This window comes from Ruegeria sp. MALMAid1280 (assembly GCF_049195285.1).
Classification (GTDB): domain Bacteria; phylum Pseudomonadota; class Alphaproteobacteria; order Rhodobacterales; family Rhodobacteraceae; genus Ruegeria.
This window is the reverse complement of record NZ_JBMIRT010000049.1, coordinates 171,906-198,069: the sequence shown is the minus strand read 5'-3', so window position 1 is coordinate 198,069 and position 26,164 is coordinate 171,906. Positions and strand designations below refer to the sequence as shown.

Sequence of the window (26,164 nt, the reverse complement as noted above, 5' to 3'; positions counted from 1 at the left end):
ACATCTCCTAGTTCCCCTTCACGCAGGGTTCTTGATGCGACGGCCGGATTTATGGGACTCGCCCGTATGTCCCGAGGCTTCGCAGAAACCCTGCCGGTCACGCTGTTCGCGTGGCCTTTCGCTTGTGTCCGGTGCGGAAAGCCGTCCCGGATTTAAAAGGAATGATACTTGTTCGACTTTGACATGCTGGGCCTTGCCCCAGCCCTGAATGACGCGCTGCAACGCGCCAACTTTACCCAACCCACACCGATCCAGAACCAGGCGATCCCGCTGGCCCTGAAGGGTCACGACATCCTTGGACTGGCCCAGACCGGCACCGGCAAAACGCTGGCCTTCGGCCTGCCGCTGATTGACCATCTGTTGAATCAGTCTGGCAAACCCGCGCCGAAAACGGTAAAAGCCCTGATCCTGGCGCCGACCCGCGAATTGGTGAACCAAATCGCCGAAAGCCTGCGCAATCTGACCAAGAAAACGAAACTGCGTGTCGCCACTGTGGTTGGCGGGCAATCCATCGGCAAGCAGATCTCGTTCCTGTCGCGCGGCACCGACATTCTGGTCGCCACCCCGGGCCGCCTGATCGACCTGATGGAACGTGGCGCCGTTGACCTCAGCACAGTCCGCCATCTGGTGCTGGATGAGGCCGACCAGATGCTGGACATGGGCTTTATCCACGCACTGCGTAAAATCGAGCCCGCCCTGGGCACGCCACGCCAGACCATGCTGTTTTCGGCGACGATGCCGAAATTGATGGAGGAACTCAGCCAGTCTTATCTGACCAATCCGCAACGGGTGCAGGTGTCACCTCCGGGCAAGGCCGCAGACAAGATCACGCAATCTGTCCATTTCCTTGACAGGGCCGAGAAACCACGGAAGCTGCGCGAAGTTCTTTCAGCGGACATGGACGCCCTGACGCTGGTCTTCGCCCGCACCAAGCACGGGGCCGAGAAACTGATGAAAGGTCTGGTGGCGGACGGATTCAACGCCGCCTCGATCCACGGGAACAAAAGCCAAGGGCAGCGTGACCGCGCAATTAAGGCGTTCCGGGCCGGTGAAATCAACGTTTTGGTCGCCACCGATGTGGCCGCGCGTGGGATTGATATTCCCGGCGTTGCCTATGTGATCAATTATGACCTGCCCGAGGTGCCCGACAACTATGTGCACCGCATCGGTCGCACGGCCCGCGCCGGACGCGAGGGTGAAGGTATCGCCTTCTGCGCACCGGATGAACTGGATCAACTGCGCCAGATCCAGAAGCTGATGAAGATCGAAATCCCGGTCGCCAGCGGAACCATGCCCGAGTTCGCCGAGCCCAAGAAACCGCGCAAACGTGGCGGGTTCCGGGGACGTAGACCGCACGGGGCAAATGAGGCGTCGAAACCCGCGCCGTCCAAACGTCGCCGTCCACGCCGACGCCCCGCCGCGTAAAACAGAAAGGGCCGCGTTTTTCGACGCGGCCCTTTTCTTAGTTGCTCGAGCTGTTTCTCTCGGCTTCGATTTCTCGCCATTTGGCAACGTTGCGGTTGTGCTCATCCAGCGTTTCCGCGAAAGCGTGACCGCCTGTTCCATCCGCAACAAAGAAGACGTAATCCGTCTCTTCCGGCGCCACGGCGGCCTCAAGGCTTGCAAGTCCCGGATTGGCAATTGGTGTCGGCGGAAGACCATCGATTACGTAAGTATTCCATGGTGTTGCCCGGCGAAGCTCACTCCGGCGCAGACCGCGACCCAGAACGCCCTGACCCTTGGTGACGCCGTAAATCACGGTTGGGTCCGTCTGCAGCTTCATACCTTTTTCCAGCCGGTTCACAAAAACGCTTGCCACCTGGCCGCGCTCATGCGGGACGCCAGTTTCCTTCTCAATGATCGAGGCAAGGATCAGCATCTCTTCGGGGCTGCTGATTGGCAAATCACCCTGGCGACTTTCCCAGACCGCGTTGATCCGCAACTGTTGCTTGTCCTGCATATCCTGCAGCACGGCCGCCCGGTCATCGCCCGGGGCCAGTTCATAACTGTCGGGGGCCAGCATACCCTCGGCCGGGATCTCGGACACTTCACCGGTCAGCGCGTCGATGCCCTTCAGCGCCTCAACCACTTGCCACGAGGTCACACCTTCGGCGACCGAAACACGATAGCGAGTGTCGGAATCCTGACGCTTCTCTGCATACTCGGCAGGGGCTTCCTCTTCACCCGCCTCAAAGCTGGCGATCTCAACAAAGTCCAGCGTGGCCGGGTCCAACTCACGCACGCGGGTCTGAACCCGTGTCACACCAATGCGATACTCGATCTCGGACCCACAGGTGCTGGCGCCGCTGCTGGTGATCTCGTCGATGATCTGCTCCATCGACGCACCTTCGCGCACCAGAAAGCTGCCTGCTTTCAATTGCTGGGCCTTGTCGGTGTAATCCGCCCCCATCCGGAAGATCATGGCATTGCTGATCGCGCCATCATCTTCAAGCTGCTGGCTGACGCGGGTCATATTCGATCCGCTTTTGACCTGCAGGCACATGGCGGATTGCAGCGGGCCCTCGGCCTTGTACTGCGACTGCCCCCACAGGATCAGACCGCCGATCAAGAACAGGCTGACCACCAGGATGGTCAGCGCGTTCGATGCCAAAGCCCGCCACATTTAGCTGGCCTTTCCGAAGATCACGCTCGCGTTGGTGCCGCCAAAGCCGAACGAGTTCGACAGGGCCACGTTGATCTCACGCTCACGCTTTGCGTTCGGCGCCAGATCAATCGGGGTTTCAACCGCCGGGTTTTCCAGATTGATTGTCGGCGGTGCCACCTGATCGCGGATCGCGAGGATCGAGAAAATCGCCTCAATCGCGCCAGCCGCGCCCAGCAGGTGGCCGGTGGCCGATTTGGTCGAGGTCATGGTCGCATTGCCGGCATGATCGCCCAACAGGCGCTCCACAGCCCCCAGTTCGATCGTATCCGCCATGGTCGAGGTGCCGTGGGCGTTGATATAGTCCAGATCCTTCGGTTCCAGCCCGGCGCTGCGCAGGGCGGCTTTCATCGAACGCTCGGCCCCGTCGCCATCCTCAGACGGCGCTGTGATGTGATAGGCGTCGCCGGACATGCCATAACCCAGAACCTCGGCGTAAATTTTCGCGCCGCGGGCCTTGGCGTGTTCATATTCTTCCAGCACGACAATGCCTGCGCCCTCGCCCATGACGAAACCGTCACGATCGATGTCATAGGGGCGGCTCGCCTTCTTGGGGTCATCGGCATATTTGGTCGACAGTGCCTTGCAGGCGTTGAAGCCCGCGATGCCGATCTCGCAGATGCAACCTTCACCGCCACCTGCAACCATGACGTCTGCATCACCCGCGCGGATGATGCGGCTGGCATCGCCAATTGCGTGCGCACCGGTCGAACAGGCCGTCACAACCGAGTGGTTCGGACCTTTGAAACCGTGACGGATCGAAACCTGCCCGGAGGCCAGGTTGATCAGGGCGCCGGGAATAAAGAAGGGTGACACGCGACGCGGACCCTTGTCGCGGATCAGGTTGGCCGTATCCGCGATGGACCCAAGGCCACCAATGCCAGAGCCGATCAGAACGCCGGTGCGCAGACGCGCCTCTTCGTCCTCAGGCGTCCAGCCCGCATCTGCACAGGCCATGTCGGCCGCAGCGATGGAATACAGGATAAAGTCCTCGATCTTGCGCTGCTCTTTTGGCGGCATCCAATCATCGGGGTTGAAGGTTCCATTGGTGCCGTCTCCACGCGGCACTTCGCAGGCATAGGTCGTGGTGACCCCGCTTGCCTCAGCGTCGAACTGAGTGATCGGGCCTGCACCGGATTCTCCGTCCAGCAGCCGCGACCAGGTTTCCTCGACCCCACTGGCCAACGGAGTGACCAATCCCAGACCGGTTACAACGACTCTGCGCATGAAATGCCTCTTGCCTGCTTCCTGTTTGAGAACCGCTCATACCCCGGCCCGGGGGCCGGGGGCAAGAGCAACGGCATATTCCCTTCCGGCAGCATCCTGCCAAAACGGAAAGAAATTCCGCCCGTCACCACAAGAACGGCTCAGAATTGACAAAACCGCCCGCTGCCTCGATCGGCAGCGGGCGGTTTCCGAATTGTCCGTCAGTTACTGGAACTGTGCGACCGGTTCATGTGCGGTTTTGGCCACTTCCAGTGCCTCGGCCAGATCAAGCGACTTGCGGAACAGCGCCCGCCCGACAATCGCACCCGATATATTCGAGATGTAGGCCAAGCGCGAGATATCGTCCGCCGTGCGCACCACACCGCTGGCGATGATCGGGGTGCGGGATTTCTCAGCAAGACCGGAGATCAGGCCCAGTTGCGCCTCAACGTCCTCCATATCGCTGTCGATATCCGTTACCAGAATGGCGGCAAACGGGGTATCGGCGAACGCCTCGATATAGGCTTCCGGGGTGAAAGCACTCTGGCTGCGCCAGCCCTCGGTCATCACCTGACCTTGCCAAACATCCACGGCCAGAACGATCTGATCCGGATAAAGCTTGGCAAGTTCCTTGACCAGGATCGGATCCCAGGCGGCCAATGTACCAAGGACGATACGTCCAGCCCCCTTGTCGATCCAATACTCAACCTGCTCGCGGGTGCGCATACCACCCGCCAGTTGCACCGACATTTCAGACGAGCGAATGATCTCTTCGACCAGCTCGGCGTTGGTGTCCCGCCCTTCGATCGCGTCGAAATCCGTCAGTTGCATCCAATCCGCACCTGCGGCTGACCAACCACGCGCTGTTTCAACAGGGTCCACGTGCCAGATCATCGCTTCGTCCAGACGGCCCTTTTCCAGCGTCACACACCGGCCGTTCTGCAGTTCCATTGTGGGGTAAATCCTCATGAGCACGCTCCTCCGCTCATTCGCATTGCAATTCACTGTACCATACACGCCCGCAGAATCGCGAATGCCACCAGTTTCGGCAAACTGAGGACATTTTGCGGCATCACAACCAAGTTGAGACTAAAGGCGCGCGGGCGGTCCGTTCCGGCGCAGCAACACGACCGGAGTGTCGTTGTATTTGCATTCGCGCATCACCGTGTAACCCAGCTTTTGGGCCAGCTTCTGCGAGACTGAATTCGCCGAATTCACCATTGCCACCAACGGTCCGGGCATGATGCGGTCAAACCAGTCATGCGCAGCCTGGGCAGCCTCAAACCCCAACCCCTGGCCTTGTGCCTCGGGCACCAGAATCCATCCGGCTTCGGGAAAACTGTCGAAATCATCGCCCAAAGACCGGTTGCCATAGAAAAAACCGGCCTGCCCGATCATCAGCCGATTCGATTGTTGCAACACGGCCCATTGCCCGAACCCGGCCATCTGCCAATGCCCGGCATTGCGCAGAAACGAATCCCATGCCTCACCACGCGAACGCGGCTTGCCGCCAATATGGCGCACGATACATGGGTTGCGCCAAATCTCGGCGAACCGGTTGAAATCCTCGGGCCGCATGCCGCAAAGCATCAGGCGCGATGTGTTTATAGTCGGGGTGGATCGTATCATGCCCTGCCCGCTCAAGATTATTGTGCCTCAGGGGGATCGTTGCGAACGTAGCCTTACCCTGACAAGCCCGAAATCTGAACAGGCATAAAAAAACGGCGCCTCCGTTGCCCGGAAGCGCCGTTTTTATGAGATTTCGAAGCGATCAGGACGCTTCAGAGATGAATTTGACGGCGTCGCCAAAGGTCTGGATGGTTTCGGCTGCGTCATCCGGGATCTCGATGCCGAACTCTTCTTCGAAGGCCATGACCAGCTCAACGGTATCCAGGCTGTCGGCGCCCAGGTCGTCGATGAACGAAGCGTTCTCGGCTACTTTGTCTTCTTCAACACCCAGGTGCTCAACAACGATCTTTTTAACGCGATCTGCGACGTCGCTCATGTCTATTCCTCATTCCATTTTCAGGGCGTAGTGCCCGGTTCAGCCCTTGCCCGCTCAGGCTGGCTTTGATTTTGCCCGGTCCGGGCGGTTTGGGTCCCCGAATTACCGGGAAAGTAGAAGGCCGACCCTTTGGCCGACCCCTGCATACATGCGCCGCCTATAGCACAGACAACGCCCAAGGCAAACGCTTTCGCGCCCGCCTCGGTCTGCGATCACAACATGGCCATACCGCCATTCACATGCAAGGTCGCTCCTGTAACATAACCCGCTTCAGGGCTGGCAAGGTACAGAACTGCCGCAGCAATTTCCGATGGCTCGCCCATACGACCGGCCGGAACCTGTGTCAGGAGGGCGGATTTCTGATCGTCTGTCAGCTTGTCGGTCATCGCCGTAGTGATGAAGCCTGGCGCCACCGCGTTGGCCGTGATTCCGCGGCTTGCGACCTCGCAGGCCAGAGACTTGGTCATGCCGACCATGCCCGCCTTGGACGCGGAATAGTTGACCTGACCCGGGTTTCCGGTTGCACCTACAATAGACGAGATATTGATGATCCGACCCCAGCGCGCCTTCATCATGCCGCGCAGAACGCCCTTGCACAGCTTGGCAGTGGCGGTCAGGTTCACGTCGATCACGCTCTGCCATTCCTCGTCCGACATGCGCATGAACAGGTTGTCCCGCGTGATACCCGCGTTGTTGACCAGAATATCGACCGACCCCATTGCATCCGCCGCCTGTTTCGGCAGCGCCGCAACGGCTTCAGGATCACTCAGGTTGCAGGGCAGCACGTGGACGCGCTGGCCCAGCTCATCCGCCAGTGCCTGCAGCGGCTCGACCCGTGTACCAGACAGCCCGACAGTGGCGCCAGCGCCGTGCAGCGCGCGCGCGATATCGCCCCCGATACCACCCGAAGCGCCTGTGATCAGCGCATTCTTACCTGTCAAATCAAACATTCGGTTTCCCTTTTCGTGCGTCCCAACGGGACGTTTTCAACTTACGATTCGGCCTGGGTGACCTTTTGCACGTCTTCCGGCGTGCCAACGGCCTTGCCCGCAATGTCGCGGTTGATCTTGCGGATCATGCCCGACAGCGCCTTGCCTGCGCCGATCTCCCATGTCTCGGTGACACCCTGCGCGGCCATGTACTGCACGCTTTCGCGCCAACGGACCGAACCGGTGACCTGTTCGACCAGCAACTGGCGGATCAGGTCCGGGTCGGTGACCGCTTCGGCGCGTACATTCGCAACCAACGGCACAGCAGGAGCCTTAATTTCAACAGCGGCCAGAGCCTCGGCCATCACGTCGGCAGCAGGTTGCATCAGCGCGCAATGGAACGGTGCACTCACCGGCAGCATCACCGCGCGCTTGGCGCCTTTTTCCTTGGCGATCTCAGCCGCGCGTTCTACGGCGGCCTTGGCACCCGAGACCACAACCTGGGTCGGGTCGTTATCGTTTGCTGCCTGACAGACTTCGCCCTGCGCGGCCTCTTCGGCCACGGCGCGGACAGCGTCCAGATCAAGGCCCAGAATGGCGGCCATTGCGCCCTCGCCCACCGGCACGGCGCTTTGCATCGCCTGACCACGGGTGCGCAGCAAACGCGCCGTATCTGCAACCGACAGCGCGCCAGCAGCGGCCAGTGCCGAATATTCACCCAGCGAGTGACCGGCGACAAAGACTGCATCGGTCACCGAAACGCCCTCGGCCTCCAGCGCGCGCATTGCGGCCATCGAGGTCGCCATCAGCGCCGGCTGCGCATTTTGCGTCAGTGTCAGGTCCGCAATGTCACCTTCCCAGATCAGGCTGCTCAGCTTTTCACCCAGGGCTTCGTCGACCTCGTCGAACACTGCCTGAGCAGCCGGGTATGCCTCGGCCAGAGCCTTGCCCATCCCAATGGTTTGGGCGCCCTGCCCCGGAAAAACGAATGCGCGTGTCATTGCGACCTCTTGGATGACGTTAGGTTGCCGGGGGGTGTAAACCGAGTGTGGACGCGGCACAAGCATTGCCTGACCTCTGCACTGTGGCACTTTTTATGTGCGCATCACGCTATTGAGTCCTGATCCCATGGCTTTAGGTTGAAATCAGCCACCCCAGCCCCGGAGCAACAGATGCCCTCGACCAATACCTTTTCCAGTTATGGCAGCGTGACCAAGACGTTCCACTGGCTGACCGCCCTGCTGATATTCACGGCGCTGCCGCTGGGATGGGTCGCCAATGATCTGGCTCATGCGATCTATGACCCTTCGATCCCGACCACCGAGGACGATATCGCCCGGGCGACCCGTCTGTTCTCGTTGCACAAGACCGTGGGGGTCACTGTTTTCTTTGTCGCCCTCGCCCGCATCCTGTGGGCGGTGACACAGACCAAGCCGGGGCTGCTGAACGCCGAGAACAAACCCGAAGCCTTCGCCGCCGAGACCGTACACTGGATGCTCTATGCTTCGCTGGTTCTGGTGCCGCTGACCGGCTGGTTGCATCATGCCGCATCCGAAGGGTTCGCACCGATCCTGTGGCCCTTTGGGCAAAACCTACCCTTCGTACCCAAGTCGCCCTTTGTCTCCGAGGTCACGTCCGGCCTGCACTGGCTGTTCATCTGGGTTTTGGCCGGGTCTCTGGTCCTGCACATCGCCGGGGCCCTCAAGCATCATGTGGTCGACAAGGACAGCACCCTGCGCCGCATGTTGCCCGGCCATTCGGACGCGCCCGAGCCCCCTGCGCAACACCATTCACTGATTCCGGCTGTCGCGGCGCTGGCGGTCTGGGTGGCGATTTTGATCGGCGGCTGGTCCATCGGCATCTTCTCGGACCACTCCGCTGCCGCAACCGACACCGCCGAACTGACCGAGGTGCAATCGGACTGGCAGGTGCAGGATGGAGACCTATCCATCACCATCGCCCAGTTGGGCAGCCCGGTGACCGGCCGTTTCTCCGACTGGACCGCCGCAATCGCCTTTGAAGAGCCAGCCGAACCGGGGCTGGCCGGAACCGTGGACGTCACAATCTCGATCACTTCACTGACATTGGGAACGGTGACGGATCAGGCCATGGCCGCCGATTTCTTTAACAGCGCCCAGTTCCCGACGGCCCAGTTCAAAGCCGACATTTACAAGACAGACACCGGATATGAGGCGCGTGGCCCCCTGACCATCCGAGACAAATCGGTGGATGTCGTACTGCCATTCACCCTCGACCTGCAGGAAAACACCGCCGCGATGGCTGGAGAACTGGAGCTCAACCGTCTGGATTTTGACGTTGGCAGCTCTCAGCCGACCGAAGAGTCTCTGGGCTTTGGGGTCGTGGTCTCGGTCAACCTGACCGCTGAACGAGAAAACTAAAAAAACCGCCGGGGCAACACCACGGCGGTTTCATTTCAAAGGATCGTAGCCGGCTTATTCAGCCTTCTGTGCCTCGATCGAAATCCGGACTTCAACTTCGTCACCAACGAACGGCGCAAACTGGCCCAGTTCGAAATCGCTGCGCACAAGCGTGGTGGTGGCATCAAACCCCGCCCAGGGCTTGTTCGCCATCGGATGCTCACCCACTTGGTTCAGCTTGGCATCCAGCACAACCGACTTGGTCACGCCGTTCATGGTCAGATCGCCAGTGATATTGGCGGTGCCCTCGCCGGTGACCTCGATACCAGTCGAAGTAAAGGTGATCATGTCACCTTCGGCCACGCCAAAGAAATCCTCGGTCATGAAGTGATCTTCGCGCGGCTTCCAGCCGGTGAAAATCTCGACCACGGGCATCGACACGGAAACGCTGGATGCGGCGGGGTCTTCCTGATCGAACATGATCTCGCCTTCAAAGCCCGAGAACATGCCGGTCGTGGTCGAGAAACCAAGGTGGTTATAAGTGAAGACCACCTGGCTGTGGCTGGGGTCCAGAGTGTATTTCTCGGCGCTTGCAAACGCCGAGGTCGCCGAAACGGCCAGTGCAGCAGCAAGAAGGGTGGATTTCATGACAATCTCCGCAATTTTGTGAATGCAAACCTGTTGGGTTGCTCAATAACAAAAATGTGCTGCCTAAAGGCAGCACACAAGTATTATTCTCTCACAGTTTCTGTTCTTTCGTGAACAGAATAAATCTTAGGCGAAGATTGTTACACTTCCGCTCAGTTGCCCTTTCAGCGCCCGGCCGACATCCGCCGACTGTAGCGGCAGCTTCATCAGCAAGCTGCCATCGACATCGAACAACTCGACCTGTTCGTCGTCAAAGCGCGCACCGCCCAGCGTGTCATAGCTGCGGCGCAGAACGGTTTGCGGCCGTCCGTTTTCGTTCTTCTGCAGTACCCGTACCTCGCGGCGGATCGGGTCGAAATAAGCGTCAGGACGGGCATCAAGGATCTGGATCGTCAGCAGGCTGACCCCGACCAGCAGGAACATCAGCGACGCGGCCAGTTTGATCGGCCAGACCTCGGTTCCCATGGCAGAACCATCCATCAGCCACATGGAAAACGCCATCACGATCAGAAACGCCCCCGCAATGCGGGCCAGAACCATTCGGACTTTCCAGTTCGGCTCGAACCCGATCAGCACTGGCACGGATTTCTCATAGTTCGCGGATTTTGCGGACTCTTCGAATGCATTCGTATTCATCGCGGTCATATCTCTCACCCTGTTTTCAGGTTGCCGTCCTGGGTCCGGTTTCTCCGGATGCTCCCCGGTATGAAAACAACTTTGAGCCGAAAAACGTCAGGAATTGGGCAGTGCGGTGGAATTAGCGCGACTTCACCAAGGCACCGGTGGCAGGGCTTGCCCCCCGGGCTGAAACGTGTATATGGGGCCATCCTTCGCAAATCACATGAATCGCGCAGCCTCTCGTGGCAGGGTCGCGAAGGACAAAACGGCCCAGCCTATGAAATGCGCCTTGATAGAAACAGGAGTGCACATGCCACTGTATGAGCATGTAATGATCGCGCGTCAGGACCTGTCCAACGCGCAGGCAGAAAGCCTCGTCGAACATTTCGGCACCGTTCTGGCTGACAACGGCGGCAACGTCGTCGAAAGCGAGTACTGGGGCGTCAAGACGATGGCCTACAAGATCAACAAGAACCGCAAGGGTCACTATTCCTTCCTGAAGACCGACGCCCCCGCCGGCGCCGTTCAGGAAATGGAACGCCTGATGCGCCTGCATGAAGACGTCATGCGCGTTCTGACCATCAAGGTCGACGAGCATGCCGAGGGCCCCTCGGTCCAGATGCAGAAGCGCGATGAGCGCGAAGGCCGCCGCGAGCGCCGCTGATCAACGCCTGACGAAAGGACATAAACCATGGCCGCAAAACCATTTTTCCGCCGCCGCAAGGTCTGCCCGTTCTCGGGTGAGAACGCGCCGAAAATCGACTACAAAGACACCCGTCTGCTGCAGCGCTACATCTCTGAGCGCGGCAAGATCGTACCTTCGCGCATCACCGCCGTTTCGGCGAAAAAGCAGCGTGAACTGGCCCGTGCTATCAAGCGCGCGCGCTTCCTCGCCCTGCTGCCCTACGCCGTGAAGTAAGGAGAGACTGATATGCAAGTTATCCTGCTGGAACGCGTTGCGAAACTGGGTCAGATGGGCGACGTCGTGGACGTCAAGCCTGGCTACGCCCGCAACTTCCTGCTGCCCCAAGGCAAAGCGCTGAGCGCATCGAACGCCAACATCGCGTCGTTCGAAGCCCAGAAAGCGCAGCTTGAGGCCCGCAACCTGGAAACCAAGAAAGAAGCTGAAGCACTGGCTGAAAAGCTGGACGGTCAGCAGTTCATCGTGATTCGCTCGGCATCGGATGCTGGCGCTCTGTACGGTTCGGTCACCCCGCGTGACGCCGCAGACGCCGCGACCGATGCTGGTTTCACCGTCGACAAGAAACAGATCGCCCTGATCGCGCCGATCAAGGAACTGGGCCTGCACTCGCTGGCAGTCAAACTGCACCCCGAGGTCGAAGTTGAGATCAAGATGAACGTTGCCCGTTCGGAAGAAGAAGCCGAACTGCAGGCATCGGGCAAATCGATCCAGGAGCTGGCAGCGGAAGAAGAAGCCGCCGCTGAATTCGAGATCGCCGAGCTGTTCGACGACATCGGTTCCGCTGCTTCCGACGACGAAGAGCTGGTTGCCGAAGAAGCTCCGGCTGAAGAAGACGAAGCCAAAGCCTGATCCGGCTGAGGTGAGATTTGAAAAGGCCGCACAATTTGTGCGGCCTTTTTTCTTGCACACGCCAAACGGGCAAAATTCGGCCAGAATTATGACCTATGCTTGCACGCGGCTTCGTGTTTCCTATCATCGCGGCTGAATTTCGGAGTACTCAGATGACATCTTTCTTGCGCCGCAGCGTCCTCGCCATCTTGCTGACAGCCCCCTTGGCCGCCTGTGGCGGGCCAGACAAGCCAACACAGGATGCATTCGATCCACCGCTGTACCCCAACGAGACGCCCGAGCTGCGCGCATCGATCAACCATTGGGCGGACCATTACGAGGTTCCGCGCGAGCTGGTGCACAAGCTGGCAATCCGCGAAAGCACCCATCGACCCTGGGCCGTAAACCGCCCCTATTACGGCTTGCTGCAGATCCTGCCTGCCACGGCGCGTTCGATGGGTTATTCCGGAAATGCCAAGGGGCTGCTGGATGCGGATACCAACCTCGAATTTGCAGGCAAGTACCTGCGTGGTGCGTGGCTGCTTTCGGACGGTAACCAGCAACGGGCGATTTTTCTGTATGCCAAAGGGTATTACCCGGAAGCCAAGGCACGAGGTATGCTGGTCGAAACCGGGCTTCAACCTTCACGGTAGGATTTTGAAACCCTTCGCATAGGATATTTTGAGCACAACCGATGAAATAGTGTCCAAAATGCTTATTTCCCAACAATACCTATCCGAAATGATCGGTCAGTTTCCCATTGTCTTGTCATATTCCGGAAAATGTGCTGTCCTAATTTACTCAAGGTAAGACAGTTACACCCTGGGTAAGGTTCTGGCCCGAAGACACCATCGGGTCTCAAATCTAGTTGTGGTTCGCAGGCGCAAAAATGGAAGTAGTCGATCTGAGTACACTGTCAGGTTCTGAAACTCGGTTTACCGAGTTTCTGCAACAGGTGTGCGAAAAGTTTGAAATGGACCATGCAGCCTATGCCGGAATGAACCCGTCAGAGGGGAAAGTTGCAGGCCACGTTACCTATAATGACGATTGGAAGGAACATTACCAGAAGCACGACCTGGTAATGATTGACCCGACCCTGCACATGGCCAAGCGCAGCATCGCTCCGGTTGACTGGAGCCGCTTGGAGCGCAGCCCCAACTTCCAACGCGTTTTCCGGGACGCCCATGATTTTGGCCTGTCCAGTCAAGGGGTTACCATTCCCGTCCGCGGACCATACGGCGATGTAGGGTTTCTAAGCGTGACGCGTAATTGCCCCCAGGAAGAATGGCGCAAACTCTCTGCCCACACCATCAGTGACCTTCAGGCCATGGCAGTACACATTCATGACAATGTGATGACCTCGGACGCGTTCACCGGTGCGCTGTATCACCCCAACCTGTCCACCCGTGAAGCAGAGATTCTGCAATGGGTTGCAGCAGGGAAATCGCAGCAGGACATAGGCGACATTCTCTCTATCTCCCACCGTACGGTCGAGGTCCACCTGCGTTCAAGCCGGGAAAAGCTGTGCGCGCTGACCACACCACAGGCCGTGGGGCGTGCCATCGCAGTCGGGCTTATCGGCACGGGTTGAACACAATAACCCCACAATCCGAACAAAATACGGGAAACCCCCAATAGATATTCCCCCTCGAAACTGTAACGTTTGGTTTACCGAACAACCACTCGAAGGGGGAAGAAATGATCATCGTAGTAGATGGGCTGAACAGACATCTGTTCGGCGAAGTTCTTGACGAAATGTTCGAGTTGAGAGCGCGCGTATTTGGCGACCGTCTCGGATGGGATGTCAAAATTGAAGATGGCAAAGAGATCGATGAGTTTGACCACCTCGATCCGACATACGTAATCGGGTTCGACGACGAGGGGAATGTCGTCGCGGCCGTGCGTGCCCTTCAGACCACCGGCCCTCATATGCTGGCCGATGTTTTCTCGGCCATTTTGGACGGAGAACCGCCAATTCGAAGTGCGACGCTGTGGGAATCCACCCGCTTCTGCGTCGACACCCAACGATTGACCCGCGGCAAAGGCCAGAATTCGTTGTCCTACGCCACTTGCGAACTGATGATTGGTTCGCTGGAATATGCCAAAGCTGCAGGCGTCCAGGACATTGTCACGGTCATTGATCCGGTAATGGATCGGGTCCTCAAACGCTCGGCCTGTGCGCCTTACGACTATGTCGGGAAAACCGTGCCGATGGGCAAGGTTTCGGCCCTGGCGGCTCTGGTGGATTGCACCGATGAACGCATCGCCAGCCTCCGGGAATTTGCCGACATATCGGAGAGCGTGTTTCTAGAAGAAGATCAGGCTCTGGCTCTGTTCAACAGCAAGAAACCGGCCGACCCGAGCGTTGCGAACCGCGACCATCAACCACTGACTGAGCTTGAAAAGTACTTTGTCGAACAGATGCATTCAGCAACAACGCAAGACGAAGTCAACAATATCCTGAAACTGATCGAAGCGCTTTCGGACCGTTTCACACCAGAGCAGAAGACCGCTCTGTTAAGTACCCCCCGTGCTTTTGCTCATGAGGCCTGACCCCCTCACCTCATAGTACAAAAGCCACCCACCGGAGCCGTCTGATTTACAGGCGGCTCCGCTTTTTTATGCCCATGTTCTAGATGGGCGGAAGAGGATTATTCCTCTTCCAGTGCCTCAACGGCTTTTTGCAGGTCGTCTTTGCTGATTTCCTTGTCGGCAACCTGAGCCAGCTCGACGATGTAGTCGATGACCTTGTCTTCAAAGATCGGCGCGCGCAGTTGCTGCTGCATCTGGGCGTTCTGCTGCACGAACTCGAAGAACTGGCGCTCTTGACCCGGGTACTGACGCGCCTGGTTCATGATCGCCTGGGTCATCTCGGCATCGGTGACCTCAACCTCGGCCTTCTGGCCCAGCTCGGCCAGCAGCAGGCCCAGACGCACGCGGCGCTCGGCCAGCTTGTTGTGCTCATCGGTGGGCTCGATCTCGCCGTGGTCGTGACCTTCCACTTCCGGGTTTTCTTCGTGCCACAGCTGGTGAGCGATCTGCTTGGCCTCAGCTTCAACCAGCGACGGCGGCAGGTCGAACGACACTTTCACGTCCAGCGCGTCCAGCAGAGCGCGCTTCATCACCGCGCGCGACGCGCCGGCATATTCGGCTTCCAGACGCTCGGCGATTTGGCCTTTCAGCGCGGCCAGATCTTCGGCTCCGAACTTGGTGGCCAGTTCGTCGTTAATCTCGGCGGCGACGGGCTCTTTCACCTCTTTCACGGTGCAGGTGAAGACGGCGTCTTTACCGGCCAGGTGCTCGGCACCGTATTCTTCGGGAAACTTGACGTTGACGTCTTTTTCTTCTTCGGCCTTCACGCCAACCAGCTGCTCTTCGAAGCCGGGGATGAAGCTGTTCGAGCCCAGAACCAGCGGATAGTCTTCCGCCGAACCGCCTTCGAATTCTTCACCGTCGACCTTGCCGACAAAGTCGATCACGACCTGGTCGCCATCCTTGGCTTTCGAGCCCTTGCGGCGCGCTTTGAAATCCTGCGCAGTTTCGGCCAGGTTGTTCAGCGCTTCTTCGATGGCCGCGTCATCTGCCTTGACCACCAGCTTTTCCAGTTCGACCGATTTCAGGTCAACTTCCGGAATCTCGGGCAGCGCTTCATACGACATCGCGACCTCGACATCGTCGCCTTCTTTCCAGTCCTCGTTGGTCATCTTGACCTCGGGCTGCAGCGCGGGGCGTTCACCGCTGTCTTCGAAATGCTTGTTCATGGCGCCGTCGATGCTTTCCTGCATCGCTTCGCCCAGCAGGCGTTGGCCGTACTGCTTTTTCAGCAGCGCCATCGGCACCTTGCCTTTGCGGAAACCCTTCATTTCGATTTCAGGCTGCGCTTCGACCAGTTTTTCGTTCACCTTGTCGTCCAGCTCAGCCGCGGACACTATGATGTTGTAGCCGCGTTTCAGACCTTCGTTCAGCGTCTCGGTAACCTGCATTATGGTAGTCCCCATAGGATTCGGGGCGCGCAAAACGGCGCGCCGGGCAAATTTGACGCCTTCTATTTGCCCAGCCGCCCGCGTGCAAGGGGCAAAGCCCGGATCGGTCTTGTTTTGCCGCCGATTTGAACAAAAAAAGCGCCCCGGAATGAACCGGGGCGCTTGTCCCTCAGACCACCTGGATCAGAACTTCCAGAGCGCGCCCAGAACCCACGCTTCGTTTTTGTCAAAATCGACGGTGTCGTCGAAATCGTGGTTGCGGTATTTCAGGTAGGCATCGGTATTGATGCTGTCGATCCGCTGAACGACCGCAATACCCCAGGATTTGGTGCTGGATCCCTCGTTTTCGAAATCCGAGCCGTCAAAGTAATCGATACCGACACCAGTTTTACCCCATGACACCCAGTCGCCTTCATAGGCCAGCTTGGTGTACCAGTAATCCGGATCGCTGGCCCCTGTCGCCGTGTCGTCCCGCGTACCCAGGGCGGCCGTAAAGCTGAAGCCGCTGGGCAGAAGAACCGAAGCGGACCCGATCGTGTCTTTCCGCTCACCCGGGCCGTCGTCGAAATCACGCACCGCATAGGCCACGCTTGCAGCAAATTCGACGCCGTTGGCGAAGGTGTTACCGTAAGAAAACGCGATATCGTAATAGTCGTCGTCATCGCTGCTGGACAGGATGTTCTGACCATAAGCAATCGCGGCCGAGAACCCGTTGAAATCCGGGGTGTCATAGCGAATGCGCCCGCGACGCCCTCCGTCAAAGTTGCTGGACGAGTCGCCCACGGTGATGTCGCTCAGAATACCGTCAGTTCCACGATAGAAGAAGGCGCCGTTTTCGTCGTTGGTGAACGAATACAACGCCGTTCCGACATAGGACAGATCAGTTTCGGCAGCCCCATCCGAGGCCATGCTGCCCTGACCGGCCGAGAATTTACCGTAGCCACCTTTCAACGAGAAATCGACGTGGCGGATATCGCTGCGCGTCCAGCCATTGGTATTTGTCCCGTCCTGGTTGGCCGTTCCCGTGCTTGGCAGGCCCAGCCCGGATTCAAACCGGAACATGAACTCGTTGCTGCCGTAGGGCTGCATCAGCCGCAGACCAACGCGGCTGTTGGACAGATCATTGTCCAGCAAACGAGTCTCGGTTTCCTCACCATCATCGACGGATACGATCACCGGGTCGAACTGACCGTATAGCTCCACATAGCCGCCGCTGTTGTTTTCGTACTTCAAATCAGCCGCGGCAGGAATTGCCGTTGTCGCGGCCAGCACAGCAGCCATTGAAGACAGTTGTAGTTTCTGCGTCATTTCATTCACCTTGAAATTTCCGGCTTTCGATGCCCCTCTATCGCGCAGTTGCCACAGGCATTCCAGCGGTTAGCAGCGGTAGTTTCAAAGCATTGCAAGCCTGCCACTCGGACATTGAAGGTCGACCTTAATTCCCATTTAATCAACGTGTTACCTGCGATCGCATCGCAGCCAGAGATCCACTCCAAGGGAATTCTGACGCCCGGCTATGCGTCTGGCAAACACTCGCTTTGACACTACCGCAGACCGGTCGGCCAAATGCCGCCGAAGGCCTGACAGATCGGCCAAAAACCGCCTGCAAATTCATATATTAAGTTGATTGAAAACTTTGGGCAGCTGCTCGGGCAAGTCTTCCGCGATAAGCCCCGGGCCAAACGTGCGCGCGCACTCCACGTGCAGCCACGCCGCCGTTTCCGCCGCCTGCATCGGCTCAAACTCGCGGGCCAGAAGCCCGGCAATAAAGCCTGCCAGCACATCGCCCGAGCCCGCGGTCGCCAACCACGGAGCCGCGCGCTCGTAAAAGGCCGCATTGATGGAACACCTCCCATCCGGGGCTGCGATTACCGTGTCCGGCCCCTTGAACAGGATCACACAACCTGCCCGCTCGGCGGCCTCGCGCGTTGCATCCACTTTGGAATAGGCCGGGCCTGCGGTAGGTGTTGCCGCCAGCTTCTCGGCAATATCCGGGAATAGCCGCGAGAATTCTCCTCCATGTGGCGTCAGCACACAGTTTTCGTGGAGTTGTGAGAACAACACTGCCGGATCATCTGCAAACGCCGTCAACGCGTCGGCATCCAGAACCGTTGCACGTTTGGCGTTTAGGGCAGCCGGCACCAATTCCCGCGCGCGTTCTATACCTAGTCCCGGACCGAGGCAAAGGGCGTTCAACCGCTCATCTTTCAGTGCATCGGTCAGGCCATCCACGCCCTCAACCCGATGCAACATGATGGCCGTTACCTGCGCCGCGACCTCCATCTGAGCAGCCGAAGGCACCGCCAAAGTCACCAACCCCGCCCCAATGCGCAAAGCCCCCCGCGCCGCCAATCGCGCCGCCCCGGTTTTGCCCGCGCCACCTGAAAGGATTACCGCGTGGCCGTGGGAATATTTGTGTGGACCCAAATTCGACCTTTTGTCGAGGTCGAACCCAGGCCAAATGCGCCCAGACATTCCCTTTGGTCGATCAAACTCCAAACCGATAACACAGTCCTTTGGCCTTGGGAGTTGGAGATGTCCGTGATGTCTGTCCTCAACCCCCAACCCGATATCGACGACGCGAACCGACCGACTGGTATCAGACAGGGCTTGGCCGATTTTCTTTCTGTGAAAGACAACTGTAAGATCAACTCGAAACAACCGTTTTGACGCGTCCTTTTCCCACCAGTTCCAACGGGTTTCCAAGTCCCGTTCTTCGTCACCCGTGATTTCCGGCATCTCAGGGAAAAGAACCTTGCCGCTATCCGTGTCGAACCCGGATAGGCAATCAACAGCGACACGATGGAACGGAGCAAGCGACGGATGCCTTTCGTCCACATCGCGCGCCTCGACCGAATGGTAGGCCGTTGCCAAATCCAGTGGGATAGCGCGGGACAGACCTGTGCCAAACATTGCGTCAACCAGAACATCCGGACGATCGCCCTGCCCCACAGCTTCGGCGGTCAAGTTTTTGGTCGGTCCGAGCGTTCTCCACCGCCCATAATTCTTACGCGCGTCCGGCGGCAGTTTCATTGGGTCCCCGAATAGAAAGACCTCAACCTCCCAACCCCACTCTTTCAGTAAGCGGGCAACAACAAAACCATCGCCCCCATTGTTCCCCGGCCCGCACAGAACCACAGCCCGGCCATGCGATTTTGCCAGATCCGGCCACTCCTCGAATATCGCCTCGACAACGCCCCGCCCGGCTCGTTCCATCAGCTCCAGCCCGGTCACTTCACCGGACTCAATCGCGGCCTGTTCGATGGCCCGCATCTGCGCGGCAGTCAGCAATTCCGTCATCTCAATTCCTCCGGCGATTCAATTCTGATTACTTTTTGTGCAAGTCGGTCAAAATTTCACCTGCCGCCTTTTTTCTCGGCATACACACGCCGCCATTTTCGCAATCAGATTGCCGAGTGATCTTAGACGTGATCAGTGCCTTTCTGACAAGTGTTATAGGGAGCCCGGGATGAAGAAGATCGAAGCGATCATCAAGCCGTTCAAACTGGACGAAGTGAAAGAGGCGCTGCAGGACGTGGGTGTCCAGGGCCTCAGCGTGATCGAGGTCAAAGGGTTTGGCCGTCAGAAAGGCCACACCGAACTCTATCGCGGTGCGGAATACGTGGTCGACTTTCTGCCCAAGGTGAAGGTCGAGGTCGTACTGGACGACGATCAGGTCGATGCCGCCATCGAGGCCATCGTTTCGGCCGCGAAAACCGACAAAATCGGCGACGGCAAGATCTTTGTCTCGCCCGTTGAGCAAGCCATTCGCATCCGGACCGGTGAAACCGGCTCGGAAGCGCTGTAATCGAACACTCCAAGTAGAGGAATAGAGAGTATGAGCAAGGACGCAGTTCTTCAGCTGATCAAGGACGAAGGCGCCGAATACGTCGATGTTCGTTTCACCGACCCGCGCGGCAAGCTGCAGCACGTCACCCTGATGGCCGATCAGGTTGACGAGGACTTCCTGGAAGAAGGCTTCATGTTCGACGGTTCGTCCATCGCGGGCTGGAAGTCGATCGAAGCCTCCGACATGAAGCTGATGGTTGACACCGAAAGCGCCTATGTCGATCCGTTCTACGCGGAAAAAACCATCTGTGTGCACTGCTCGGTTGTCGAGCCCGACACCGGCGAAGCCTATGAGCGTGACCCGCGCGGCACCGCTCAGAAAGCCGAAGCATACCTGAAAGCATCGGGTATCGGCGACGTGGCCTATATGGGCCCCGAAGCCGAGTTCTTCCTGTTCGACGACGTCCGTTTCTCGAACAGCATCAACAAGGTATCCTACGAAGTTGATGCAACCGACGCGTCGTGGAACACCGACACCGAATACGAGATGGGCAACATGGGCCATCGTCCGGGCGTCAAAGGTGGTTACTTCCCGGTCAATCCGATCGACGAAGCGCAGGACCTGCGGTCGGAAATGCTGTCGACCATGAAACGCCTGGGCATGAAGGTCGACAAGCACCACCACGAGGTTGCCTCGTGCCAGCACGAGCTGGGTCTGATCTTCGACAGCCTGACGAAACAGGCGGACGAACTGCAGAAGTACAAGTACATCATCCACAACGTTGCGCACGCCTACGGCAAATCGGCCACTTTCATGCCGAAGCCCATCGCAGGTGACAACGGCACCGGTATGCACGTGAACATGTCGATCTGGAAAGACGGCAAGCCGCTGTTCGCTGGCGACAAATATGCCGACCTTTCGGACGAAGCGCTGTACTTCATCGGTGGTATCCTGAAGCACGCCAAGACCCTGAACGCCTTCACCAACCCGGCGACCAACAGCTACAAGCGCCTGATCCCCGGCTTCGAAGCCCCGGTTCTGCGCGCCTACTCGGCCCGCAACCGTTCGGGTTGTGTCCGTATTCCGTGGACCGAAAGCCCGAAAGCCAAGCGCGTCGAGGCTCGCTTCCCCGATCCGGCCGCAAACCCCTATCTGGCTTTTGCCGCGCTGCTGATGGCCGGCCTGGACGGCATCAAGAGCAAGATCGATCCGGGCGAAGCCATGGACAAGAACCTGTACGACCTGCCTGCCGAAGAACTGGCCGATATCCCGACCGTTTGCGGCTCGCTGCGCGAAGCTCTGGAAGCTCTGGCATCCGATCACGACTTCCTGCTGCAGGGCGACGTGTTCACCAAGGATCAGATCGACGGCTACATCGCGCTGAAGATGGAAGAGGTCGAAACCTACGAGCACACCCCGCACCCGGTTGAATACGGCATGTACTACAGCTGCTGATCCGGATTTGGGTTTACATCTGCAAGGGCGTCCAATCGGGCGCCCTTGTTTCGTTTGGCATGATCTTTCACACTTGGGGCCATCATAGTCAGGAGAGATTCAATGCCAGCTGACGATCCCTTCTCGCAATACTCCGACTTCGTGACTTCGGGGGAAGAACTGGAGCGTATTACCGGCGCGCCCCTGCCCCAGATCATCGCCAAGGAACTGCCTGCGCTGGACCAGATGTGCCGCGACTTTATCGCAGCCTCGCCATTTTGCCTGATCGCCTCGGCCAATCCGGAAGGGCATCTGGATATCTCACCACGTGGAGACCCCGAAGGTTTTGTTCAGGTGATTTCGGACACATTGATGGCAATCCCTGACCGCCCCGGCAACAAGCGCGTGGATACGTTTCACAACGTCCTGCTGGACCCGCGCGTCAGCCTGATCTTCTTTGTCCCCGGCAAGATGGAAACGCTGCGCATTCGCGGCACCGCCCGGATCTGCGCCGATCCCGAGCTGTTGCAAGGAATGGCGGTGACCAACCGCGCGCCCAAGCTGGCCCTGCTGATCCATGTCGAAACGGTGTTTGCCCATTGCCCCAAATGCGTCATCCGCTCGAACCTGTGGCAGCCTGAAAAATGGCCGGACTCGTCGAACTTGCCAAACATGAACGCGATGATGGTCAAACACGCCAAAATCGACAAAACACCCGAAGAGTGGTTCGAAACTTTGAAAGATACCGGAGAGCTGGATCTGTATTAACTCCTTTGAGGATTACGATTTGCAGCCTACTCTTGCTCTCAACTTTTATTTGACCGGATTTTGCTGATGTTACGATTTGCTTTGATTTTCGCCCTGTCCCTGCCAACGCTCGCAACGGCCGCCCCCTGCGGCAACACCAGCAACGGTTTCGAGACCTGGAAACAGGATTTCGCGAGACAGGCCAAGCGCGCCGGTGTGAAAAAGAAAGGTCTGCAGGCGTTGGCGCAAACCCAATACGCCACGCGCACCATTGCCGCAGATCGTAACCAGAAAAGCTTTAAATACTCGCTGGACAAATTCATGCGGGTCCGCGGCGCCGAAACGATCGTAGCCCAAGGGCGCAAGCGCAAGGCACGCAATCCGCAGTTCTACGCTGCGCTGGAACGGCAATACGGTGTCCCCAGCGGCGTGCTGATTGCGATCCACGGGATGGAAACAGGGTTCGGGAATTTCATGGGCGACAGCCAGGTTGTTTCCGCAATCACGACACTGGCCTATGATTGTCGCCGATCCGAGTTCTTTATCCCCCATGCCATAGGGGCGCTGAAACTGGTCGATCAAGGCAGCATTACGACCGCCACCAAAGGGGCAAAGCATGGCGAATTAGGGCACACTCAATTCCTGCCCGGCAATGCGCTGGTCTATGGGGTCGATGCCACCGGCGACGGTCAAGTGGACTTCTACAATATCACTGACGCACTGGCCTCAACCGCGAATTTTCTACGTCAGAAAGGGTGGCAACCGGGGCGCGGCTATCAACCGGGGCAACCCAATTACACTGTGATCCAGCAATGGAACGCGGCCTCGGTCTATCAGCAATCCATCGCGATCATGGCAGCCCGAATCGACGGCTGATACGCGCCATGTTTCAGCGCCAATCCACCGCAATCCAGCCACATTATTGCCACAGATGTTAAGCGGCCCCTAAAATGCCTAGGTTTCCAATGAGTAATCAATCCCGCCGATTTTTCATTTTTTTTCATTTTCGCCAAAATCTGCCCCATATCCGTTGTTAACCTGTTTCCCAGAACAGGATACGACAAAGGAATGCGTGGTGACTTCGACGCACAGCTATCACGGCGGTCTTCAGTTCAACGGGGAAACCGAGGGCGCGATTGAGCGTTTCAGCGCCATCGTTGCAACGACCTTGGGGGACTATGGTCACCTGGTCGAACGCAAAAACATGCTGAACAAGACCGAGGCCAGCATTGTATCCAGCCAGTATCTGGTTCGCCTGACCCTGGACACTCAGATGGTTGGCGCAGAGGATCGGTTCGAACGTCTTGACCGTGCTGCAGGGCTGAAGACAGCCAGCAGACCGATTGTAACTCTGCCGAAAAACCGGCTGACAATCACGCTTTCGCCGGTTTCTCCGTTGTTGGATGACAGCGAAATCTCTGAGCTTATGCTGGTGGTCATTCTGTACCGTATGGTCGATATCTGCGCGACGCAGCGTGTCGAATGGCTGTCACCCAATACGATCCTGACCGTTGAACAGTTCATGAGCGCGTTCGACACTTTGACGCCCTCAAAACCACGAAACAGAAAACAGATTTTCGAGGCAGTGACAGGCCCGTTTGCGGGGCTGAACATTCCTGACGAAGAAAACCTGGGCGAGCCACAAAAAAAGGCGCTGACACAAGCAGCCCGGCCGATCCAGTTGTCTGACGAGCAATTGCTCAGCATCGCTTTTCGGACAGAAACCAACGAGCAGCCTACTGATGGGGACGAAGACACGCGCCCCCTCGACCACGACAAGCCCAGTGATATCCTGCGACTGACCAGTTGGGGATTGACCGGCGCCGTGGCCAGCGTGTCAGTTCCCATCGCGGTCTCTGTGGCCGCTGTGAACCTGATCAGGGGCGAAGATTTTCGCCTGAACACTCAGGTTCTTGCCTACACCGTCGCAATTTCTGCTCTCAGCACAAGCGGAGCTTTCGCCGGTGTCGCTAACGCGTTGGGCATGTAGTACTAAACTTCAATACCCTCCTAGGAGGCCCCGCCGTCAGGCGGGGTTTTCCATTTGTGCAGGCGCTGCGCCTCTAGCACGTAGGTATGGATCGAAAAGACCACCGCCCGCGTTTCCGGCAGGCGCAATAATGTCTGACGTTCGCTGCGCAGGAACCGGGCGGCCCCCGGATCGCCAACCTCGCGCCGGTCATTGGCGCTGCGGGGCTGGTACAGTTCGGCGTCCTCATACCATAACGCATTGAACCGCCAAAGCGGTCGCCCCGGCTGTATCCCGTCGAACAGGCGCTGCACCCGGCGGGCAATATTGGCGTCATAACCGGACACCGGGATGTGGATGTCGATCAGGGGCCGCATGAACTTTTCCGACAGGCGCCAACTGGCAGGAAAACACAGAATGGCGGCGGTCAGGACGTGTTGATCCGCGTATTTTTGCAGGATGCAAAAGTCCTCCTGCACCAGACGGCATAATGTGTCCAAAGGGCGTGTGCGGTCGATTTCAACAACCTGCCCGTCCGGACGGGTGACCTGATCGGTACGGCCCGGATAGACGTGATGCAGGACCAGTTCCAAAAGCTCCTGCGCCGCAGGTTCGGCTGCGGAATCCAGCGCCAGAACGTCCAGGCGCCGTTCCCGCAAAAGCACCTCGCGCCGCTGCATCTGCCCGGCAAACGCATCGTCGCAATGCAGCCAGTCATCCATGCTTGCCGGTAGGATCCCCGGCAATGGGCGCGGGGTCAGCGGGTCAAAAGGGATTGAGGTCTGAAGGATCGTCATGACATCGACCTATCACCAGTTCACTGCATTGTCGGCCCAAAAGCGACGGGTGCGCCGTCGCAAACTTTCAAGACGCTTGGAAAATGATTCTTCACGCTAAAGGCAGGCAGGGAGGCCATCATGAACCAGCACTATCGCGACAGCCGCAAGATCGACCCAAGCAAGGGCGCAACACTGGGCGATGGCACTCCAAACGAACTTGACCGGATCGAGATCGGCCCGACGCAGCTGGCTTTTGCGGAATGGGAATCCGCCGGCCTGGCCCTGCCCGATCTGGCGCGAATGCGGGAATTCCGGTGGAAACGCCTGACCAAAGCGATCGTTGAACGGGGCTATGGCGGGCTGCTGATGTTTGATCCGCTCAACATCCGTTACGCTACCGACAGCACCAACATGCAGCTGTGGAACACCCATAATCCGTTCCGTGCGGTGTTGCTGTGCGCAGACGGGTACATGGTTATCTGGGACTACAAGAACTCCCCGTTCCTGTCGAAATTCAATCCGTTGGTGCGTGAACAGCGCTCGGGCGCGGATCTGTTCTATTTCGACCGCGGCGACAAGGTAGATGTGGCAGCCGATGTGTTCTCGAACGAGGTGCGGTTGCTGATCGACGAACATGGCGTCGGCAACAAACGTCTGGCTGTCGACAAGATCATGCTGCACGGTCTGCGCGCGCTAGAGGCGCAGGGATTCGAGATCATGGAAGGCGAAGAGGTCACTGAAAAGACCCGCGCCATCAAGGGGCCGGATGAGATTCTAGCCATGCGCTGCGCAAGCCACGCCTGCGAAACCGCCGTGGCCGAGATGGAGAAATTCGCCCGCGCCAATGTGGGCGATGGCAAAACCTCCGAGGATGATATCTGGGCCGTTCTGCACGCCGAGAATATCCGGCGCGGTGGTGAGTGGATTGAAACCCGCCTGCTGGCCTCGGGTCAGCGCACCAACCCGTGGTTTCAGGAATGCGGGCCGCGGATCACGCAGAAAAATGAGATCATCGCCTTCGACACCGACCTGATTGGTTCCTATGGCATCTGCATCGACATCTCGCGCACGTGGTGGATCGGGGATGAGAAACCCCGCCCCGACATGGTCTATGCCATGCAGCACGCACATGAGCACATCATGACCAACATGGAGATGCTGAAGCCCGGCGTGATGATCCCCGAGCTGACCGCAAATGCACATAAGCTGGACGACAAGTTTCAGGCGCAGAAATATGGCTGCCTGATGCATGGCGTCGGTCTGTGTGATGAATGGCCATTGGTCGCCTATCCGGACAAGGCAGTGGCTGGTGCTTACGATTATCCGCTCGAACCCGGCATGGTCCTGTGCGTCGAAGCCGCCGTCGGTGAGGTTGGCGGCGACTTCTCGATTAAGCTCGAAGATCAGGTGCTGATCACCGAGGACGGGTATGAGAACCTGACCACCTATCCGTTCGATCCACAGTTGATGGGCCAGGTTTAAGGC

The 26,164-nt window shown here is 58.3% G+C and carries 27 protein-coding genes; 14 read left to right on the top strand and 13 right to left on the bottom strand.

From position 1 onward, the window contains the following. The first annotated feature begins 168 nt into the window (after positions 1-168). Complete coding sequence (locus ACOQFT_RS12770; RefSeq protein ID WP_421598287.1) at positions 169-1,425, top strand: DEAD/DEAH box helicase; 1,257 nt, start codon at positions 169-171, stop codon at positions 1,423-1,425. A 37-nt stretch (positions 1,426-1,462) separates the two neighbouring features. Here ACOQFT_RS12770 and mltG read toward each other — a convergent pair whose 3' ends face one another. The 7 genes from mltG to fabD form a co-directional block, all read right to left on the bottom strand. Then, positions 1,463-2,623, bottom strand: coding sequence for an endolytic transglycosylase MltG (gene mltG, locus ACOQFT_RS12765; RefSeq protein WP_421598286.1), 1,161 nt, complete (start codon positions 2,621-2,623; stop codon positions 1,463-1,465). After that, complete coding sequence (gene fabF / locus ACOQFT_RS12760) at positions 2,624-3,889, bottom strand: beta-ketoacyl-ACP synthase II (protein ID WP_421598285.1); 1,266 nt, start codon at positions 3,887-3,889, stop codon at positions 2,624-2,626. It abuts the gene before it with no gap. A 204-nt stretch (positions 3,890-4,093) separates the two neighbouring features. Continuing rightward, the gene (locus tag ACOQFT_RS12755) at positions 4,094-4,837 is read right to left on the bottom strand and encodes a HisA/HisF-related TIM barrel protein (RefSeq protein ID WP_421598284.1); all 744 of its coding nucleotides are present in this window, start codon (positions 4,835-4,837) and stop codon (positions 4,094-4,096) included. Between the two features lie 120 nt (positions 4,838-4,957). Further along, entirely contained in the window at positions 4,958-5,497 is a 540-nt protein-coding gene (locus tag ACOQFT_RS12750; RefSeq protein ID WP_421598283.1) for a GNAT family N-acetyltransferase, read from the bottom strand. Between the two features lie 142 nt (positions 5,498-5,639). Then, positions 5,640-5,873, bottom strand: a complete 234-nt coding sequence (locus ACOQFT_RS12745; protein WP_008756330.1) for an acyl carrier protein — start codon at positions 5,871-5,873, stop codon at positions 5,640-5,642. A gap of 212 nt (positions 5,874-6,085) precedes the next feature. Next, positions 6,086-6,823 carry a 3-oxoacyl-[acyl-carrier-protein] reductase gene (gene fabG, locus ACOQFT_RS12740; protein ID WP_421598282.1) on the bottom strand — a complete coding sequence of 246 codons (738 nt, stop codon included), beginning with the start codon at positions 6,821-6,823 and terminating at the stop codon, positions 6,086-6,088. A gap of 41 nt (positions 6,824-6,864) precedes the next feature. Next, positions 6,865-7,803: an ACP S-malonyltransferase gene (gene fabD, locus ACOQFT_RS12735; RefSeq protein WP_421598281.1), complete on the bottom strand. Its 939-nt coding sequence runs from the start codon at positions 7,801-7,803 to the stop codon at positions 6,865-6,867. A gap of 171 nt (positions 7,804-7,974) precedes the next feature. Between fabD and ACOQFT_RS12730 the strand changes: the two genes are divergently transcribed. Next, a complete protein-coding gene (locus ACOQFT_RS12730) occupies positions 7,975-9,201 on the top strand; it encodes a cytochrome b/b6 domain-containing protein (RefSeq protein WP_421598280.1) in 1,227 nt (408 codons plus the stop codon). Positions 9,202-9,255: 54 nt separating this feature from the next. Here ACOQFT_RS12730 and ACOQFT_RS12725 read toward each other — a convergent pair whose 3' ends face one another. Together ACOQFT_RS12725 and ACOQFT_RS12720 are read right to left on the bottom strand one after the other, a co-directional pair. Continuing rightward, positions 9,256-9,828, bottom strand: a complete 573-nt coding sequence (locus tag ACOQFT_RS12725) for a YceI family protein (RefSeq protein WP_421598279.1) — start codon at positions 9,826-9,828, stop codon at positions 9,256-9,258. A gap of 126 nt (positions 9,829-9,954) precedes the next feature. After that, the gene (locus ACOQFT_RS12720; RefSeq protein WP_421598278.1) at positions 9,955-10,473 is read right to left on the bottom strand and encodes a hypothetical protein; all 519 of its coding nucleotides are present in this window, start codon (positions 10,471-10,473) and stop codon (positions 9,955-9,957) included. A gap of 283 nt (positions 10,474-10,756) precedes the next feature. Here ACOQFT_RS12720 and rpsF point away from each other — a divergent pair, with 283 nt between their 5' ends. The 6 genes from rpsF to ACOQFT_RS12690 all read left to right on the top strand — a co-directional run bounded on the left by rpsF (position 10,757) and on the right by ACOQFT_RS12690 (position 14,530). Further along, the gene (gene rpsF / locus ACOQFT_RS12715; RefSeq protein ID WP_170399869.1) at positions 10,757-11,110 is read left to right on the top strand and encodes a 30S ribosomal protein S6; all 354 of its coding nucleotides are present in this window, start codon (positions 10,757-10,759) and stop codon (positions 11,108-11,110) included. Between the two features lie 27 nt (positions 11,111-11,137). After that, positions 11,138-11,365, top strand: a complete 228-nt coding sequence (gene rpsR / locus ACOQFT_RS12710; protein ID WP_005608650.1) for a 30S ribosomal protein S18 — start codon at positions 11,138-11,140, stop codon at positions 11,363-11,365. Positions 11,366-11,377: 12 nt separating this feature from the next. After that, positions 11,378-11,998 carry a 50S ribosomal protein L9 gene (gene rplI / locus ACOQFT_RS12705; RefSeq protein ID WP_421598277.1) on the top strand — a complete coding sequence of 207 codons (621 nt, stop codon included), beginning with the start codon at positions 11,378-11,380 and terminating at the stop codon, positions 11,996-11,998. A gap of 152 nt (positions 11,999-12,150) precedes the next feature. Continuing rightward, a complete protein-coding gene (locus tag ACOQFT_RS12700; RefSeq protein ID WP_421598276.1) occupies positions 12,151-12,630 on the top strand; it encodes a transglycosylase SLT domain-containing protein in 480 nt (159 codons plus the stop codon). A gap of 236 nt (positions 12,631-12,866) precedes the next feature. Beyond that, entirely contained in the window at positions 12,867-13,568 is a 702-nt protein-coding gene (locus ACOQFT_RS12695) for a LuxR family transcriptional regulator (protein WP_421598275.1), read from the top strand. 107 nt (positions 13,569-13,675) lie between these two features. Next, positions 13,676-14,530 carry an acyl-homoserine-lactone synthase gene (locus ACOQFT_RS12690; protein ID WP_421598274.1) on the top strand — a complete coding sequence of 285 codons (855 nt, stop codon included), beginning with the start codon at positions 13,676-13,678 and terminating at the stop codon, positions 14,528-14,530. A gap of 98 nt (positions 14,531-14,628) precedes the next feature. Here the strand turns inward: ACOQFT_RS12690 and tig are convergent, their stop codons facing one another. The 3 genes from tig to ACOQFT_RS12675 form a co-directional block, all read right to left on the bottom strand. After that, a complete protein-coding gene (tig, locus tag ACOQFT_RS12685) occupies positions 14,629-15,960 on the bottom strand; it encodes a trigger factor (RefSeq protein WP_421598273.1) in 1,332 nt (443 codons plus the stop codon). Positions 15,961-16,143: 183 nt separating this feature from the next. Continuing rightward, positions 16,144-17,268 carry a porin gene (locus tag ACOQFT_RS12680; protein ID WP_421598272.1) on the bottom strand — a complete coding sequence of 375 codons (1,125 nt, stop codon included), beginning with the start codon at positions 17,266-17,268 and terminating at the stop codon, positions 16,144-16,146. 303 nt (positions 17,269-17,571) lie between these two features. Further along, positions 17,572-19,260, bottom strand: a complete 1,689-nt coding sequence (locus tag ACOQFT_RS12675) for an NAD(P)H-hydrate dehydratase (RefSeq protein ID WP_421598271.1) — start codon at positions 19,258-19,260, stop codon at positions 17,572-17,574. A 169-nt stretch (positions 19,261-19,429) separates the two neighbouring features. Here ACOQFT_RS12675 and ACOQFT_RS12670 point away from each other — a divergent pair, with 169 nt between their 5' ends. The 5 genes from ACOQFT_RS12670 (at position 19,430) to ACOQFT_RS12650 (ending at position 23,921) form a co-directional block, all read left to right on the top strand. Next, the gene (locus ACOQFT_RS12670) at positions 19,430-19,768 is read left to right on the top strand and encodes a P-II family nitrogen regulator (RefSeq protein ID WP_170325301.1); all 339 of its coding nucleotides are present in this window, start codon (positions 19,430-19,432) and stop codon (positions 19,766-19,768) included. 30 nt (positions 19,769-19,798) lie between these two features. Then, positions 19,799-21,205, top strand: a complete 1,407-nt coding sequence (gene glnA, locus ACOQFT_RS12665; RefSeq protein WP_421598270.1) for a type I glutamate--ammonia ligase — start codon at positions 19,799-19,801, stop codon at positions 21,203-21,205. Positions 21,206-21,307: 102 nt separating this feature from the next. Beyond that, the gene (locus tag ACOQFT_RS12660) at positions 21,308-21,952 is read left to right on the top strand and encodes an MSMEG_1061 family FMN-dependent PPOX-type flavoprotein (RefSeq protein ID WP_421598269.1); all 645 of its coding nucleotides are present in this window, start codon (positions 21,308-21,310) and stop codon (positions 21,950-21,952) included. A gap of 66 nt (positions 21,953-22,018) precedes the next feature. Beyond that, complete coding sequence (locus ACOQFT_RS12655; RefSeq protein WP_421598268.1) at positions 22,019-22,807, top strand: lytic murein transglycosylase; 789 nt, start codon at positions 22,019-22,021, stop codon at positions 22,805-22,807. 199 nt (positions 22,808-23,006) lie between these two features. Continuing rightward, positions 23,007-23,921 (top strand): hypothetical protein, encoded by a 915-nt coding sequence (locus ACOQFT_RS12650; RefSeq protein ID WP_421598267.1) that lies wholly within the window; start codon positions 23,007-23,009, stop codon positions 23,919-23,921. Positions 23,922-23,941: 20 nt separating this feature from the next. Here ACOQFT_RS12650 and ACOQFT_RS12645 read toward each other — a convergent pair whose 3' ends face one another. After that, entirely contained in the window at positions 23,942-24,697 is a 756-nt protein-coding gene (locus tag ACOQFT_RS12645; protein ID WP_421598266.1) for a heme-dependent oxidative N-demethylase family protein, read from the bottom strand. Between the two features lie 120 nt (positions 24,698-24,817). Between ACOQFT_RS12645 and dddP the strand changes: the two genes are divergently transcribed. Further along, a complete protein-coding gene (gene dddP, locus ACOQFT_RS12640) occupies positions 24,818-26,161 on the top strand; it encodes a dimethylsulfonioproprionate lyase DddP (RefSeq protein WP_421598265.1) in 1,344 nt (447 codons plus the stop codon). Positions 26,162-26,164: the final 3 nt, after the last annotated feature.